The sequence below is a fragment of the Blattabacterium sp. (Blattella germanica) str. Bge genome (assembly GCF_000022605.2).
Taxonomy (GTDB): Bacteria; Bacteroidota; Bacteroidia; order Flavobacteriales; family Blattabacteriaceae; genus Blattabacterium.
On the sequence record NC_013454.1, the window covers coordinates 374,732 to 390,705 of the forward strand.

Sequence of the window (15,974 nt, forward strand, 5' to 3'; positions counted from 1 at the left end):
CAAAAAAAAATGGCTAGATTTAAAAAAAAATACTAAAAATCGTATGGATTTTTATCCCTATAAATTTTATAACCTTCATACAAAGATTATAGTTTTTAGATGGGTTAGATGGGAACATTTTTTAGAAAACATGTTTCTAGAAAAGCGAATTCTTTCCGATAAAGAAAAAATGTTTTTTTTATCTTTATCGGAAAAACGAAAAAGAGAATTTTTAGGAATTCGTTATGCTCTGAGATATATAGGCATGAAAATGAATATTTTTTATAATGAAAAAAGAAAACCTTTTCTTTTTTCTGAAGGAAAATATATTTCCTTAAGTCATTCTTTTGAAAAAATTGCCATAGCTATAAGTTCTTACCATATAGGAATAGATATAGAAAAATTACGACATAAAATAGTTAAAATAAAGAAAAAATTTCTTAGAGAAGATGAATCTATTTTTATTAATCCAAATTATGAAGAGGATTATCTGCATATCATATGGGGAATTAAAGAAAGTTTGTACAAATTAGAAGGTGGTATTTTTTATAGTTTTTTAGATCATTATAAAGTTTCTCCTTTTTGCCTTAAAAAAGATTCTTGCATATCATGCTGGATTATAAAAAAAACCTATAGTAAGAAATATTCTGCTTTTTATCGAAAAATAGAAGAACATTACTTAGTTTATATTATAGATAAATGAATCTAATGAATGATTGGATTGATATCCTTTTATCCCCCTATTCTAATAGCAATATTTCTCATATAATTTTAGAATTTACAGCTGTAGTATTTACAGTATTTAGTGTTTTTTTTGCTCAAAATAATAATATATGGGTATATCCAATAGGAATAGTAAGTACTATAATATATAGTTATTTAACTTTTGTTACTTCTCTTTACGGTGATTTTATTATTAATTTGTATTACACGGTGATGAGTTTTTATGGATGGTATGTCTGGCTACATAAAAAAGATAAAAAAAACAAAGAAATTCCTATCACTTTTTGCAATCAAAAAGATTATTTAAACACGGCTATTTTGTTTTTATTTACCTGTATTTGCAGTATAATGGTTTATCATTTTCATGGAAAACTTAAATCCCATTCTGATTGGATGGATGTATTGACAACAGGGATTTATTTTTCTGGTATGTATCAAATGGCTATGAAAAAAGTAGAAAACTGGATATTTTGGATGATTGGAAACGGAATTTCCGTTCCTCTTTATTTTTTGAAAGGTTTTGTATTGACAGGAATTTTATTTATCATTCTTGTTTTATTGGCTATAGGAGGGTTTTTTATTTGGAAAAAAAAAGCACTTCAAATTTTATAATGATTTTAATTGATCTACAACATCATTGATATGATCGTATTCTTTTTCTGTTCTTTCTTTAAGATTTTTTACTCTTATTTTATTTCTTTGAATTTCATTTTTTCCTATACTAATAGTAAATGGAATATTATTCTCATTAGCATATCTAAATTGTTTCCCGATTTGAACAGCATGAGGATATAACTGAGTGGAAATTCCTTTTTTTCTCAAAAATTTTATCATTTTATACGCATACAAAACCTCTTCATCTCCAAAATTAATAAACAAAACTTTTGAAGGATAATTAGAAATAGTTTGTAACAAATTTTCTTTTTCCATAGCTAAATAAATTCTATCTAAACCTAAAGAAATTCCTACTCCAGAAATATTTTTCATTCCAAATAAATTAGCTAATTGATCATACCTTCCTCCTCCACCAATAGAAATCGAATTTGAAGAACTATTATTATGAAATGGTACAATTTCTAATATTGTACCTGTATAATAATTCATTCCTCTGGCTAAAGAAATATTCCATTCCAATTTTGTGTTTTGTAAAGAAATACTTTTTATATTTTGATAAATAAAACTAAGATCTTTGATTCCCTTTTTTCCTTTTTTAGAATATTGAAAAGCTACAGTTAAATATTTTTCTTTTTTATAAAAATTTTCTTTCATATCGAAAAAAAATGCTATTTTCTCAAATGATTGAGACGAAATCCCTTTCCCCAGCATTTCTTTTTTAACTAAATCTCGTCCAATTTTATCCCATTTATCTAAAGATGTAGTAAAATCTTTCCATAAATTATTTTTTATACCAGAAATTTCAACTAATCCTCCTAATATATCTCTATGATTAATATAGATGATGATAGGAAAATTCAGTTTGGTAAAAATTTCGTCACAAAGTTGAATTAATTCTATTTCTTTCCATAAAGACCAAGAATATGAAATAATATCTGCATCACATTGATAAAATTCTCTAAATCTACCTTTTTGAGGTTTATCAGCACGCCATACAGGTTGAATTTGATATCTTTTAAAAGGAAAAACTATTTCATTTTTATGCATTCCCACATAACGAACAAAAGGAACCGTTAAATCATATCTAAGAGCTTTATTAGATATATGTTCAGTTAAAAATTTTGTAACATCAACTGTTTTTTCCTTATTATTAATTCTTCTAAAAACATCTGAAATTCTTTTTTTTAAAACATGACCTGAATGAAGTAATTTAAACATCAAATAATCTCCTTCTTTTCCATATTTTCCAATCAGAGTAGAAATCTTTTCAAAAGAAGGGGTTTCAATCGGAAAAAAACCAAAAAGCTCAAATTTTTCTCTAATAGTTTGAATTAAATAATTTCGTTTCCTCATCTCTATTGATGAGAAATCCCTGGTCCCTTTGGGAATATTAGGTGACTCCATAATCAATAATCAATATTAAAAGTCATTGAATTTTTTCATTTTGATTATTTTCTTTTCTACGAGTATGAGTATGTTTTTTTAATATTTTTTCATTGTATGAAATAGGAAGATCAAAATTATCTTCTAACATCATATATTTTTTATGTTGTTTTGTTTCTACAAAATTTGAATTAATAGCTTGATCAAAAATGCTTTTTTTTTGATTGGATGAAAAATTTTCTTTCTTATAAGAAAGTTTTTCTGAATGATTGGAATAGGTTTTTGAGGCTTTTGTAGAACAAGGATCTATTCGTTTAGAATAAGAATGAACTTCTTCTATTTTTGTTAATTTTTGTTCATAAGGCTCTTCTAATCTATGAAAAATTTTTTTTTCTTCGTGATCAATGACTCTCTGAATTTCAGTAGGAAATCCTGTAGCTACTATAGTTACCGAAATACTTTCTTCCAAACTTTCGTCCTCTCCTATTCCCATAATAATGTTAGCATTGTTTCCTGCTTCGGCTTGTATATAATCACTGATAATTCCAATTTCATCTATAGTAATTTCTATTCTTCCTGAAACAATAAGCAGAAGAACATTTTTAGCTCCCGTAATTTTATTATCATTCAATAATGGAGAATCCAAAGCTTGTACTACAGCTTCTTTGGCTCTGTTTTCCCCAACAGAAATAGCAGAACCCATAACAGCTGTTCCACTTTCTTTCAGAACAGTTCTAGTATCTCTTAAATCTATATTTTGTTTATAATGATGAGTGATTACTTCTGCAATTCCTTTAGCTGCAGTAGTTAAAACTTCATCTGCTTTTGCAAATCCCGCTTTGAATCCTAGATTTCCATATAATTCTCTCAATTTATCATTATTAATTACAATGAGAGAATCCACATTTTTTCTTAATGCTTCTATTCCTTTTTGAGCTTGTTGTAATCTCATTTTTCCTTCAAAATGAAATGGAATTGTAACAATTCCTACAGTGAGGATTCCCTTTTCTTTAGAAATTCCTGCAATAATTGGAGCAGCGCCTGTTCCTGTTCCACCACCCATTCCTGCTGTAATAAATGTCATCTTAGTATTAGAATCTAGAACACTTTTTATTTCTTCCAGACTTTCTAAAGCAGCCTTTTCTCCTACTTCTGGATCTGCTCCAGCGCCTAGACCTTCTGTAATAGAAGCTCCTAATTGAATTTTTACAGGAACTGGGTTATTATTTAAGGCTTGCGCATCCGTATTACATGCTATAAAATCTACACCAGTAATTCCTTGTTCAAACATGTGACTTAAAGCATTACTTCCTCCACCTCCTACTCCAATTACTTTGATTGCAGCTGAACGATTTTTAGAAAATCCAAATTGAACGTTCTCTTTTTTTTGTTGTATAAAATCTTCTTTTTGCATTTCATTGTTTATTATTCTGTGTCATTCAATATTTGACGAAATTTATCTGCCCAAGTTTCAAGAAAAGATTTTGATTTTTTTTTATTTTTTTTCTTTGAATGATCCGAATTTTCTTCAGAATTTAATTTCTGGTTTTTATTATAAAATTTCGTAGAAATAAACTCGTAAGTATGATTTTCATCATGTATATGCCCCTTTCCCATATCTGTTGTACAAAGATATTTTTTTTTATCATCAAGTCCTTTAATGACTAACCCTATAGATGTAGCATATTCTGGATTACTTATAAGACCGTTTTCTCCTCCTGCAATATGTTCATTAGAATAACCTATACGTACATCCATTCCAGTAATATATTCTGTTAAAGGACGAATATGTTTTAATTGAGAACCTCCTCCTGTCATCACTAATCCTGCAATCAGTCTTTTTTTTTGTTCTTCATTTCCATAATTTTTGATTTCCACATTCACTTGTTCCAAAATTTCACATACTCGTTTATGGATAATTTGGGAAAGATATTTTAAAGAAATTTCTTTAGGATCACGCCCTCTTAATCCAGGAATACAAACAATTTCTGTATCTTTATTTTCTCCAGGCCATGCAGATCCAAATTTTATTTTTAATAATTCTGCTTGCCGTTCAATAATCAAACAATCTGTTTTAATATTTTCAGTGAGAACGTTTCCACCGAAAGGAATGACAGCCGTGTGACGAATAATGTTATCTTTAAATATAGCAATATCAGTGGTTCCTCCTCCTATATCCACTAAAGCAACACCTGCTTCTCTTTCTTCGGTACTTAATACAGCCTCTGCAGAGGCTAAAGGTTCTAAAGTCATTCCAGCTAAATTCAATCCGGCTGCTTTGACACATCTTCCAATATTACGAATAGAAGAGATTTGTCCTACCACTACATGAAAATTTGCTTCTAAACGACTTCCATACATCCCAATGGGTTCTCCGATTTCTGCTTGACTATCCACTTTATATTCTTGTGGAAGGACATGAATGATTTCTTCTCCTGGAAGCATCACCAATTTATGAACTTGATCTATTAATTTTTGTATATCTTTTTGATTGATTACATTTTCAAAATCTAATCTAGTAATATAATCATTATGTTGTAGACTTCTAATATGTTGTCCTGCTATTCCAACAATAACTTCTTTTATTTTTAAACCAGAACTATGTTCTGCTTCAGATACGGCTTCACGAATAGCTTCAATTGTTTGAGTTATATTGTTTACAACTCCTCTATGCACACCTATACTTTTAGATCTCCCTATGCCTAAGATCTCAATTTTATTATATTCATTTCTCCTTCCTACCATAGCTACAATCTTTGTGGTCCCCACATCAAGACCTATAGCTATATCTTGATATTCCATAGACTTATCTTTTTTTTGCGACTACTTGGTCTTTATATTGCAAATCAATACTTTTATATTGATTAATATCTATTTTATTTAGGTACTGCTTATAAAATGCTTTTAATTTATTCAATTTATTTTTAAAATTCTTGATATTTCCTAATATAATATGATGATTTCCTATTTTTGGAATTAAAATAAATAAGTTATGATCATTTTTTTTGATGCTAATAATTTGATTTTTGAGTAGTTCATCAGAGTTTATAAATTGGACCAAGTCCGCTAAATATTTATTTTCTTTTTTTGAAAAAATCCCTTTTGCTAAAATAACTTTTGACGAATAAAAAGGAGAAAGTTCTAAATTTTCTGCATCTTTGGTCAGATAATATTCTTGATTTCCATTTTTTATTCTTAAAATGGGTTCCTTCTGCCAAACTTGAATATTCAGGGTTCCATCTACACTCAGAAACACTTCAGATCTTTTTATAAAAGGATAATTATTTAATTTTTTTCCATTATCAATATACATAATTGACCGATTTTTTTTTTCAATTTTTTCTACTTTAGAAAATAGAATATTTTTAATGATTTCTTCATTTACAAAATGATCTTTGGATAAGGGATCAATAACGATATTGAATTGTTTGAAATTTCTGTTTTTATGTATTTTTTGAGAAAAATAAAAAAGCGATACCATACAAATTATATATAATAATAAAATCAGGATAAAGAATTTATTTTTCATTTATCCATATCGTTTATACAACCATTTTTTTATAGGAATGATTAAGGTATCTATATCCCCAGCACCTATTGTTAGAATAATATCAAAATGTTTTTCTTTGATTTTTTCTAAAACTTTGGATAAAGTAGATATTTCTTTATTTTTAGAACTCATTTTTATTTTTTCTAATAAATTATTGGAATTAATTCCTTTCATGGGAAGTTCTCTAGCTGGATAAATGTCTAATAATATTAAAATGTCAAGATGTTCTAAACTTTTTGCAAAAGATTCTTCAAAAAATTTAGTTCGACTAAACAAATGAGGTTGAAAAATACCCAATATTTTTTTATTTGGAAAACACTCTTTAACAGTATGAATCAAAGCATTTATTTCTGTAGGATGATGTGCATAATCATCTATATATATTTTTTTTTTAGATAGATAATGTATGGAATATCTTCTTTTGATTCCTTGAAATAAAAACAAAGCTTTTCTTACTTTTTCTTGATTAATTTTTAGATAATCAGATATAGACAATGCTGCTGTTACGTTTTTTAAATTGTGTATTCCTGGAATAGGTAAAGGCAAAGATTTCCATGTTTCTGTAGGAGTATGAAAATCAAAATACCATTCATTTCCTTTTATAGAAAGATGATTTGAATAATAACTTTCTTTTTTTATCACTGAATAATATATAGCGTTTTTTAATGGAAAAGACTCTTCTTTACAAAGAAAAATTTTTTTATATGGTTTTTTGATTCTGTTTAAAAAAGCTATATAAGCCTTTTTTAAAGTTTCTTTTTTTGGATAAGTATCCACATGATCCTGATCGAAAGACGTCACACATGCAATATTAGGAGATAAATATAAAAAAGAACGATCAAATTCGTCTGCTTCAACCAAAAAAATTTTGGTTCCATTCAATATGATATTAGATTTATAATTTTCAGATATTCCTCCTAAAAAAGCCGTTACAGAAATTCCTGCACTATATAAAATATGTCCTAGCAAGGTACAAGTCGTTGTTTTTCCATGTGTTCCTCCTATGGCTATACAAATTTGATTTTCTGTAATCAAGGACAATACTTGAGAACGTTTTTTAATATTTTTCCCATATTTTCTTAAATAGATCCATTGTTTATGATGATTTTGAATTGCTGGAGTATACACAATCAAACATTTTTGAGACAATACCCATTTAGGTAACATTTCTATACAATCATAATAATTGATGGATATTCCCTCTTTTTCTAATTGTTGAGTCAAACTAGTTCTAATTCTATCATGACCACAAACTGTTTTTCCCATAAAATGAAAATATCTAGCAAGGGAACTCATCCCCATTCCTCCTATTCCTAGAAAATAAAAAAAATCAACTTGGTTTAAGTTCATAAAATAATTTGTAAAATCTCATTGACAATATCATTTGTAGCTCTAGGTTTTCCTAATTGCAGAATATTTTGACTCATTTTTTTTTTCATTCTGGAATCATTAACTAATTGTATAGTTGAATCCACTAATCTTTGCTCTATCTCTTCATTTTTAATAATTAAAGCCGCCTCTTTTTCTTCTAATATTCTAGCATTTTTATTTTGATGATCATCGGAAGACCAAGGGAAAGGAATTAATATGTATGGTTTTCCTATTAAACATATTTCTGATATAGTTAAAGCTCCAGCTCTAGACACGATGATATCTGCAGCAGCATAACATATCGGGATGTTTTCAATAAAATCCATTAAAATAAAATTTGAATGATGAGACATTTTATTTTTTTTCATTCTATGAATATCTAATTTACCAACTTGCCAAATAAGTTGCATATCTAATTCTATTAGCTTTTTTAAACCTTTTATCCAAGCATTATTCATACTATTGGAACCTTGGCTTCCCCCTATAGATAAAATAATAGGTCTTTCCACCTTTAATCCTAAGTGAATACAAGCTTTTTTTTTACTAGGTAATTGGAACATTTCAGATCTAACTGGATTTCCAGTTATTATGGTTTTTTCTTTTGGAAAATATTTCTTTGCTTGCTCATAAGCAACACATACTTTATGTGCATAACGAGAAAATATTCTATTAGTTAATCCAGGAAAAGAATTTTGTTCTTGAATGAGAATAGGGATTTTATTTTTTTTGGCTGCATATAAAGTAGGAAAACTTACAAATCCTCCTGTTCCAATAACTATGTCTGGAGAAAATTTTTTGATAATTTTATTTACCAAGAAAAAACTATATATCAATTGTATAGATAAAATGAAGCCTTCTATAGAAAAAAATTTATCTTTTCCTCCTGAAATACAAATTCCTTCTATAGAATATCCAAACTTAGGAATTTCTTTCATTTCCATATGCTTTTTAGATCCAATAAATAAAATATTGGTTCCTGGAATTTTTTTTTTCAGTTCGTCTGCAATAGCTATTCCCGGATATATATGTCCACCAGTCCCTCCACTTCCAATAATTATTCTAGGTGAAATATTATTGTTCATGATGAATTATAATTATTATAATTTGTTTTATTTACTAAATTATTAGTATGAGTTGAATCCTCATATATGATTCTACTAACACTTAATATGATCCCAAAACTAAAAAAAGTAACCCACATGGAAGTTCCTCCAGCACTAATTAATGGTAAAGTTTGTCCTGTTACTGGAAATAAACCAACAGCTATTCCCATATTGATGAGTGCTTGATTAATAATAGGAAAACCAACAGCTAATACCAACAAAGAGCAAAAATAATTTTTTACCTTCGTAGCTATTACCATAATTCTAAGCAAAATTAGAAGATAAATAAATAAAAGGATTATTCCTCCAACAGATCCATATTCTTCTATTATAATAGCATAAATGAAATCAGAAGAAGATTGTGGAAGAAAAGCTTTTAAAACACTTTTACCAGGTCCACGACCAAATTTCTTTCCTAAAACAATAGCTGTTTTAGATTGTTTCATTTGATAACTTTCTTCAGATTCATGATCCAAAAATTTTTCTATACGACTTTTCCATGTATAAACCCTATTCATAGGATTTTTATCTCCCCATTTTATGACAGAGTAAATATAGATTCCTGCAAATAGAATCCCCATCAATAAAACTCCCATAACACCTGTTAATGGATATCCTCCTATAAAAAGCAAAATTAAAACGGAAATAAAAACAATAACTGCAGTAGAACCATTAGCGGGGAAAATCAGTCCAATAATAAAAAACATAGGAAACAATAAGGAAAAAAAAGAGTTGATAAAATTGATACGTTCTGTCTTTTTTTTAGCCAAATATCTAGCACAATAAATAAAAAGAACTAATCCAGCAATACTGGAAGTTTGAAAAGATATATTAATAATGGGAATATGTAACCACCGAGAAGCATTGACTCCATCCAATTCTTTTTCTTGACTAATAGTAAAAACTAATAAAATGAACACTACAGGCATAGAAAATATAGACATACGGTAAAAATATTTATAGTCTATAAATTGAGTGAAAAAAAGAATGCAAAATCCAACTAAGAGAAAAAGAGCATGTTTGAACAAATAACTAAAAACTGTATTTGTTCCTCCATATGTAGTGACTAAATTTGTACTAGCGGAATATACTGGTAAAAAAGAAAATATAGCTAATAAAGAGATAAAGGCCCATAAATATCTATCTCCTTTCAGATAACTGTTGAAAAAATCTCTATTTTTCTCATATTCTTTCATAAAAAAGTTTTTTGACTTCTTTTTTAAATTGATTTCCTCTTTCCTTATAATCTTTAAAAAGATCAAAACTAGAACAAGCAGGAGATAACAAAATATTATCTCCATGAGAAGACAATATGTAAGCCATATAAACAGCTTTTTGAATACTTTTTGTTTCCAAAATAATATCAATAATATCTTTAAAAAAATTATAAATTTTTTCATTATTTATTCCCAAACAAATTATAGCTTTCACTTTTTTTTGAACCAAGGGAATTAATTCTATATAATTGTTTCCTTTATCTTTTCCTCCAGCTATCCATATAATAGGTCCATTCATACTTTTGAATGCAGAAAACACGGCATGAACATTCGTGGCTTTAGAATCGTTAATGAATTGAACTCCATTTATACTGAGTATTTTTTCCATACGATGTTCTATAGGTTTTAATTTTAATATTGTAGAAACTATTGATTTTTTTTTGACGTTGAATATTTCGGAGATCATTAATGAAGCCATAATATTATATAGATTATGATCTCCTATTAAAGGAATATCTTTCACATTAAAAAAACATATTTCCTGATTTTTTTGATTTCGAATAAATATTTTGTTATTTTTTATGTAAGCACCAATATGTAATTCTTCTTTTATAGAAAAAGGAATACAGTGAGAAAAAATAGGATACTTTTTTAATCCTTTTCTTATGAGAGGATCATCATGATTATAAATGAAAATATCTTCTTTTTTTTGCAAAGTTGCTATTTTAAATTTGGAATGCATGTAACTTTCTATATCATCATATCTATCTAAATGATCTTCTGTAATATTTAACAAAACTGCAATATTTGATCTAAATATTTGACAATCATCTAATTGAAAACTACTGACTTCTAATACATAAACGTCTTTTTTTTTTATAACTTCTTTAGAAAAACTACGTCCAATATTTCCTGCGATTCCGACATCAATTCCTTCTCTTTTAAGGATTTTATAAATTATGGAACTTGTCGTTGTTTTTCCATTACTTCCTGTTATACTTATAATATAGGAGTGGTCTAGATAACTTTTTCCGAATTCTAATTCGGATTGAATAGGAATTCCCAAAAAATTAATTCTTTTTATAAAAGAGTTTTTTCTAGAAATTCCAGGACTTTTTATGATTTTTATAGCTTTTTGAGTTATTATGCTTTCTGTATGTCCTTGATCTTCAAAAGAAATTTTATTTTTTATTAAAATTTTTTTGTATTTATTTAAAATAATTCCTGAATCAGACAAAAATATTTTTAATCCATTTTTTTTGGCTAATAAAGCAGCTCCTACCCCACTTTCTCCTCCACCCAATACTACTATGAGTTTTTTTTTCATTGTTATTTATATAATTAATAAAATCAATACCAACATAGAAAGCATCATTTGTATGATGATAAAACGATTGAAAATTTTATTTTCATGATATCCTAATTTTTGAAAATGATGATGCAAAGGAGCCATGAGAAAAATTCTTTTTCCTATACCATATTTTTTTTTAGAATATCTAAAATACAATACTTGTATTATGACAGAAATATTTTCTATAAAAAAAATTCCACATAAAATAGGTAATATCAATTCTTTCCTATTTATAATAGCTAGAGTCGCTATAACTCCTCCTAAAGTCAAGCTACCAGTATCTCCCATGAAAATTTGAGCTGGATAGGTATTGTACCAAAGAAAGCTTATTAAAGCTCCTAAAAAAGAAAAAGAAAATATGAGGATTTCATCTAAATGAGGAATATATATAAAATGAAGATGAGATGAATATATTTTATTACTGGATATGATAGATAATAAAGATAAAGTAGCAAAAATAATAGAGGAAATTCCAGCTGTCAATCCGTCTATTCCATCGGTTAGATTCGCTCCGTTGGATAAAAATGTCATAATTAAAATCACTATAGGGATAAAAACGATCCATGTATATTTTTTCCATTTTTTATTATACCAGCTTAAAAGATAAGCATAATCAAATTCATTTTTATGACTAGAAAAAATGGGAATAGGAATAGTGGTCTTGAATCCATGTTCTTTTTTTTCCAATAAATTGGAATCTATTTTTTGAATAGAAACATTTGTATTAAAAAAATACATAGTGCTTCCAATTAAAAGCCCTAATAGAATCTGACCTAATATTTTTCCCATTATACTAAGTCCTTTTTTGTTATATTTTATTTTAATGTAATCATCTAAAAATCCAAGAAACCCCATATGTAACATTGTGATAATCAAAATAATTACATATATATTCTTCAAAGAAGAGAAAAGAATTGTAGGAATTAATGTGGAAAATATCATTACAATTCCTCCCATCGTTGGAATTCCTTCTTTTTCTTTTTGTCCAATAAGTCCAAGATTTCGTATATGTTCTCCTATGCTATTTTTTTTTCTATGATTCCAACATATAATCTTTTTATAAAAAACCAAACGCTATACAAAACGACAAAAAAAAAGCTATTACAGCTCTTAAAAAAACAGAAACAGAATTTATCAAAGAAATAAAAATTAAGTATTTTAATAAACAAGCAATCATCATATTATTTCATTTCACTTTTCACACAACATCTCAACTGATCATAAGTTTTTAATAAATATTGAGCTATTTTCATGTCATTAAAAGGAAAACGTATTCCTTTGATTTCTTGATAAGTTTCATGACCCTTTCCAGCAATCAGAATGATATCTTTTTTTTTCGCAATTTGAATTGCCGTTTCAATAGCTTTTTTTCGGTTGACAAAAGTTAAAATCGATTCTTTATCTTTATAGATAGAGGATTTAAAATTTTTCATATCAACTAATATTTTTTCCCTATCTTCTTCTCTAGGGTTATCGGATGTGAAAATAGAAACATCACATGTTTCATAAACAATTTTTCCCATTAAAGAACGTTTTTTTATATCTCTATTTCCTCCACAACCTATAACACAAATTAATTTTCCATCATCGTTTTTTATTTTTTTAAGGGTATTTAAAACAGTTTTTAATCCATCTGGATTATGAGCATAATCTACAATAACACGAATTCCTGAATTCGATATAAATTGTTCAAAACGTCCTCTGATAGGTTTTATATTTTTTATTTTTTTTAGAATATTGTCTTTCTTTTTTCCTAACAAAATGGCTGTAGCGTAGCCAGCTAATAGATTATAAACATTAAATGTTCCGATTAATTTAGTAAAAATTTTATGACCATCAATAAGCAATTGACTTCCATGAATGCTTTCTTTCAAAATTTGAATTTTGAAATTTGCATTTTTTTTCAAACCGTAAAAATAGGTTTTAGATAAAATATCTTTTATGATTTTATACGAATTTTCATCGTCGGAATTAATTAATGCAAAAGCTTTCTTAGATAAATTTTCAAAAAAAAACTTTTTAGTAGATAGATAATGATCAAAAGATTCATGATAATCTAAGTGATCATGTGTTATATTAGTAAAAACACCTCCTTGAAATAATAATCCGGCAATTCTTTTTTGATGGATTCCATGTGAACTGACTTCCATAAAAGCATATTTGCATCCTTTACGAATTGATAGATTTAAATATTTATTGATTTCAATAATATTTGGAGTTGTATGTGTTGTCGGATATTTTTTAGATAATATTTGGATCCCCATGGTAGAAATAAGAATATTTTTTTCTCCCATTTTAGAAAATAACTGATGAAGTATTGTAGCTACAGAAGTTTTTCCATTTGTCCCTGTAATTCCTATTAATTTTATCTTTTTTGTAGGATGATCATAAAAATTGGAAGATATAATTCCTAAAGCATTCATGGAATCTGGAACAAGAACGTAGGTAATCTTTTTATGAATAGAAGAAGGAATTTTTTCACAAACTATAGTATGAGCTCCGTTTTGTATAGCATTTGTAATAAATTCATGGCCATCTGTTGTTTTCCCTTTTTTGGCCACAAAAATCATATTTTTTTGTATGATTTTGGAATACATAGAAATTCTTTCTATCAATTTAGAAGTATTTTTTCCTACTATTTTTAACACATCTACTTTTTTTAGAATATCCTTTAATCTCTTTTTCATTCTTCTAGTTTAAGAAATATAATCTGATTTCTTTTCAATTTATTTCCTGGTTGAATAGACTGATGAACCACTTTTCCGATTCCTTGATATTGAATATGAAAACCCCTATTTTCTAGGATAGGTATAATTTCTTTTCCAGGAGTGGATATGACATTAGGCATAATCCATTTTTCAACAAAAAAATTTTTAGACTCTTTAATCTTTTTAAGTAAATTTTCTTGATTTTCTTTTTTTTTGCAAAATGTTTTTTTTTCTATTTTTGGATAAATAGATTTAGCTATTTTATCAAATACAGGAACTGCTACTTCAATTCCGTAATATCCTTTTTCTGGTTTTGAAATGACTACAATACAAGAATATTTTGGATTTTTAGCGGGAAAGTATCCTACGAAAGAACTATTGTAAGACAAAGGTTTTCCTTTGATCCAGTAGTTTAACTGTGTTGTGCCAGTTTTTCCTGCATAAGGATATTCTGGATTGTAATATTTTTTAGCTGTTCCATTTTTTACGACTCCTTCCAACATATTTTGAATTTTGATGAGAGAAGATTTTTCAGCTATAGAAGGATTCATTATAATAGGTTTTGTATATTTTTTGATACTTTTTCCATGATGTTTGATTTCTCTGATAAATAAAGGTTTAATCATTTTTCCTTGATTGGCTATAGCATTGTAAAAAGTGAGTATTTGTAAAGGAGTTAGTTTGATATTATATCCAAAAGTCATCCATGGTAATGTAATGCTACTCCAATTCTTTTTTCCAGGTTTTGGAATGAAAGGCATACTTTCACCTGGAATCTCTATCCCTATTTTTCTATCTAATTTCCATTTACATAAGTGTCCTATGAATTGTTCTGGATTTTTTTTATAATTCTCATAAATAATTTTTGCTATTCCTACATTTGAAGATAATTCCAAAATTTGTTTTGGATTCATTTCTGCATATCCATTGTAGTGACTATCACGTATTTTTTTTCCTCTTAATTTCATGACTCCTCCTTTTATATTCACTATCATATCAAGATCTATTTTTTTATCTTCTAGAGCAGCAAGAATTGCCATGGTTTTAAACGTGGAGCCTGGTTCACTTCCTTCCCATACTGCAAAATTTCTTAAATCTTCGTAAGTATTTTTTTTGGTTTTTTCTAGATTAATCATAGCAGGGATTTCTCCACTTTTTACATCCATAAGAATAACACATCCATGATCTGCTTTTGATATAGATAATTCTTGAAGTAATGCATGGTAAGCTATATCTTGCAAATATATATCGATAGTCGAATAAACATCTTTTCCATCTTCTGGATCGATTTCATTTCCTGATTTTAATGGTTTCCATATTTTAGAACTGATACGTTGTTCTAATCTCTTTCCATCTTTTCCTTTTAAATATTTGCTAAAGGCTCCTTCTAGTCCTACTTTCCCTCTATGATCATCATACCCTAATGTTCTTTTTCCAATATTTTCTAATGTATGAATTCTGCATATTTTTTTTTCTACAATAAACCCACCCTTGATTTGTCCTTTATTAAAAATAGGAAGATTTCGTAATATTTTGAAATGTGGATAATCTAAATTTTTTGCTAACAAAAAATATCTATTCCCTTTTTTTTTCATACTGAAATTTTTTATAGAAAAAAATTTTGGTTTTTTAAACAAAGATTCCAATGAGTTACATAAAGAATAAATATTCTCTTGAAATAACTTTTCAGATATGGATCTAAAATCAATGTGAATATCATATCTTATGACAGACATAGCTAGAATACTACTATCTGATGCATAAATGTTTCCACGTTTAGCTTTAATTAAATTGGTTCTAATCGTTTTTTCTATAACAGATTTTTTGTATCTTTCTGAATAATTTTGAATATAGAACAAATTGAAAATAATTAATGCTGCAATAAAGATGAATAAAAAACCAATTAAGTAAGATTTATATAATAAAATATATCTTTTTCGTTTCATTCTTTATTTTCTTGTATCCATCTCTTTT

General features: G+C 27.3%; 12 protein-coding genes and 1 pseudogene. 2 read left to right on the plus strand and 11 right to left on the minus strand.

The features are described 5' to 3' along the window. The first annotated feature begins 43 nt into the window (after positions 1-43). Entirely contained in the window at positions 44-682 is a 639-nt protein-coding gene (locus BLBBGE_RS01865) for a 4'-phosphopantetheinyl transferase superfamily protein (RefSeq protein ID WP_012840903.1), read from the plus strand. Next, positions 679-1,314 (plus strand): nicotinamide riboside transporter PnuC, encoded by a 636-nt coding sequence (pnuC, locus tag BLBBGE_RS01870; RefSeq protein WP_343203857.1) that lies wholly within the window; start codon positions 679-681, stop codon positions 1,312-1,314. The genes BLBBGE_RS01865 and pnuC overlap by 4 nt, the downstream gene beginning before the upstream one ends. On the opposite strand, the gene hisS is transcribed toward pnuC, so the two are convergent. The 11 genes and pseudogenes from hisS to BLBBGE_RS01925 all read right to left on the minus strand — a co-directional run bounded on the left by hisS (position 1,309) and on the right by BLBBGE_RS01925 (position 15,946). Further along, on the minus strand, positions 1,309-2,721 hold the full coding sequence (gene hisS, locus BLBBGE_RS01875) for a histidine--tRNA ligase (RefSeq protein ID WP_012840905.1): 1,413 nt from the start codon (positions 2,719-2,721) through the stop codon (positions 1,309-1,311). The genes pnuC and hisS overlap by 6 nt on opposite strands. A gap of 343 nt (positions 2,722-3,064) precedes the next feature. Next, positions 3,065-4,114: pseudogene (ftsZ, locus tag BLBBGE_RS01880) on the minus strand (cell division protein FtsZ); the annotation flags it as partial. An 11-nt stretch (positions 4,115-4,125) separates the two neighbouring features. Further along, positions 4,126-5,502, minus strand: coding sequence for a cell division protein FtsA (gene ftsA, locus BLBBGE_RS01885; protein WP_012840907.1), 1,377 nt, complete (start codon positions 5,500-5,502; stop codon positions 4,126-4,128). Positions 5,503-5,506: 4 nt separating this feature from the next. Then, a complete protein-coding gene (locus BLBBGE_RS01890) occupies positions 5,507-6,181 on the minus strand; it encodes a cell division protein FtsQ (RefSeq protein ID WP_226989453.1) in 675 nt (224 codons plus the stop codon). A gap of 48 nt (positions 6,182-6,229) precedes the next feature. Further along, the gene (gene murC / locus BLBBGE_RS01895; RefSeq protein WP_012840909.1) at positions 6,230-7,600 is read right to left on the minus strand and encodes a UDP-N-acetylmuramate--L-alanine ligase; all 1,371 of its coding nucleotides are present in this window, start codon (positions 7,598-7,600) and stop codon (positions 6,230-6,232) included. Next, the gene (gene murG, locus BLBBGE_RS01900) at positions 7,597-8,703 is read right to left on the minus strand and encodes an undecaprenyldiphospho-muramoylpentapeptide beta-N-acetylglucosaminyltransferase (protein ID WP_012840910.1); all 1,107 of its coding nucleotides are present in this window, start codon (positions 8,701-8,703) and stop codon (positions 7,597-7,599) included. The genes murC and murG overlap by 4 nt, the downstream gene beginning before the upstream one ends. Continuing rightward, positions 8,700-9,920 carry an FtsW/RodA/SpoVE family cell cycle protein gene (locus BLBBGE_RS01905; protein WP_012840911.1) on the minus strand — a complete coding sequence of 407 codons (1,221 nt, stop codon included), beginning with the start codon at positions 9,918-9,920 and terminating at the stop codon, positions 8,700-8,702. Before BLBBGE_RS01905 ends, murG begins: the two co-directional genes overlap by 4 nt. Next, the gene (murD, locus tag BLBBGE_RS01910; protein WP_012840912.1) at positions 9,907-11,268 is read right to left on the minus strand and encodes a UDP-N-acetylmuramoyl-L-alanine--D-glutamate ligase; all 1,362 of its coding nucleotides are present in this window, start codon (positions 11,266-11,268) and stop codon (positions 9,907-9,909) included. Before murD ends, BLBBGE_RS01905 begins: the two co-directional genes overlap by 14 nt. Before the next feature lie 6 nt (positions 11,269-11,274). Then, positions 11,275-12,363, minus strand: coding sequence for a phospho-N-acetylmuramoyl-pentapeptide-transferase (mraY, locus tag BLBBGE_RS01915; RefSeq protein ID WP_012840913.1), 1,089 nt, complete (start codon positions 12,361-12,363; stop codon positions 11,275-11,277). A gap of 110 nt (positions 12,364-12,473) precedes the next feature. Beyond that, positions 12,474-13,979 (minus strand): UDP-N-acetylmuramoyl-L-alanyl-D-glutamate--2,6-diaminopimelate ligase, encoded by a 1,506-nt coding sequence (locus tag BLBBGE_RS01920; protein ID WP_012840914.1) that lies wholly within the window; start codon positions 13,977-13,979, stop codon positions 12,474-12,476. Continuing rightward, positions 13,976-15,946 (minus strand): penicillin-binding protein, encoded by a 1,971-nt coding sequence (locus tag BLBBGE_RS01925; RefSeq protein WP_012840915.1) that lies wholly within the window; start codon positions 15,944-15,946, stop codon positions 13,976-13,978. Before BLBBGE_RS01925 ends, BLBBGE_RS01920 begins: the two co-directional genes overlap by 4 nt. Positions 15,947-15,974 lie beyond the last annotated feature (28 nt).

Excerpts from the sequence above, each read along its gene's own strand:
- BLBBGE_RS01865 (WP_012840903.1), top strand. The coding sequence starts at position 44 with ATGGATTTTTATCCCTATAAATTTTATAACCTTCATACAAAGATTATA.
- BLBBGE_RS01890 (WP_226989453.1), bottom strand. The coding sequence starts at position 6,181 with ATGGTATCGCTTTTTTATTTTTCTCAAAAAATACATAAAAACAGAAAT.
- BLBBGE_RS01925 (WP_012840915.1), bottom strand. The coding sequence starts at position 15,946 with ATGAAACGAAAAAGATATATTTTATTATATAAATCTTACTTAATTGGT.
- ftsA (WP_012840907.1), bottom strand. The coding sequence starts at position 5,502 with ATGGAATATCAAGATATAGCTATAGGTCTTGATGTGGGGACCACAAAG.
- BLBBGE_RS01920 (WP_012840914.1), bottom strand. The coding sequence starts at position 13,979 with ATGAAAAAGAGATTAAAGGATATTCTAAAAAAAGTAGATGTGTTAAAA.
- murC (WP_012840909.1), bottom strand. The coding sequence starts at position 7,600 with ATGAACTTAAACCAAGTTGATTTTTTTTATTTTCTAGGAATAGGAGGA.
- BLBBGE_RS01905 (WP_012840911.1), bottom strand. The coding sequence starts at position 9,920 with ATGAAAGAATATGAGAAAAATAGAGATTTTTTCAACAGTTATCTGAAA.
- hisS (WP_012840905.1), bottom strand. The coding sequence starts at position 2,721 with ATGGAGTCACCTAATATTCCCAAAGGGACCAGGGATTTCTCATCAATA.
- pnuC (WP_343203857.1), top strand. The coding sequence starts at position 679 with ATGAATCTAATGAATGATTGGATTGATATCCTTTTATCCCCCTATTCT.
- murD (WP_012840912.1), bottom strand. The coding sequence starts at position 11,268 with ATGAAAAAAAAACTCATAGTAGTATTGGGTGGAGGAGAAAGTGGGGTA.
- murG (WP_012840910.1), bottom strand. The coding sequence starts at position 8,703 with ATGAACAATAATATTTCACCTAGAATAATTATTGGAAGTGGAGGGACT.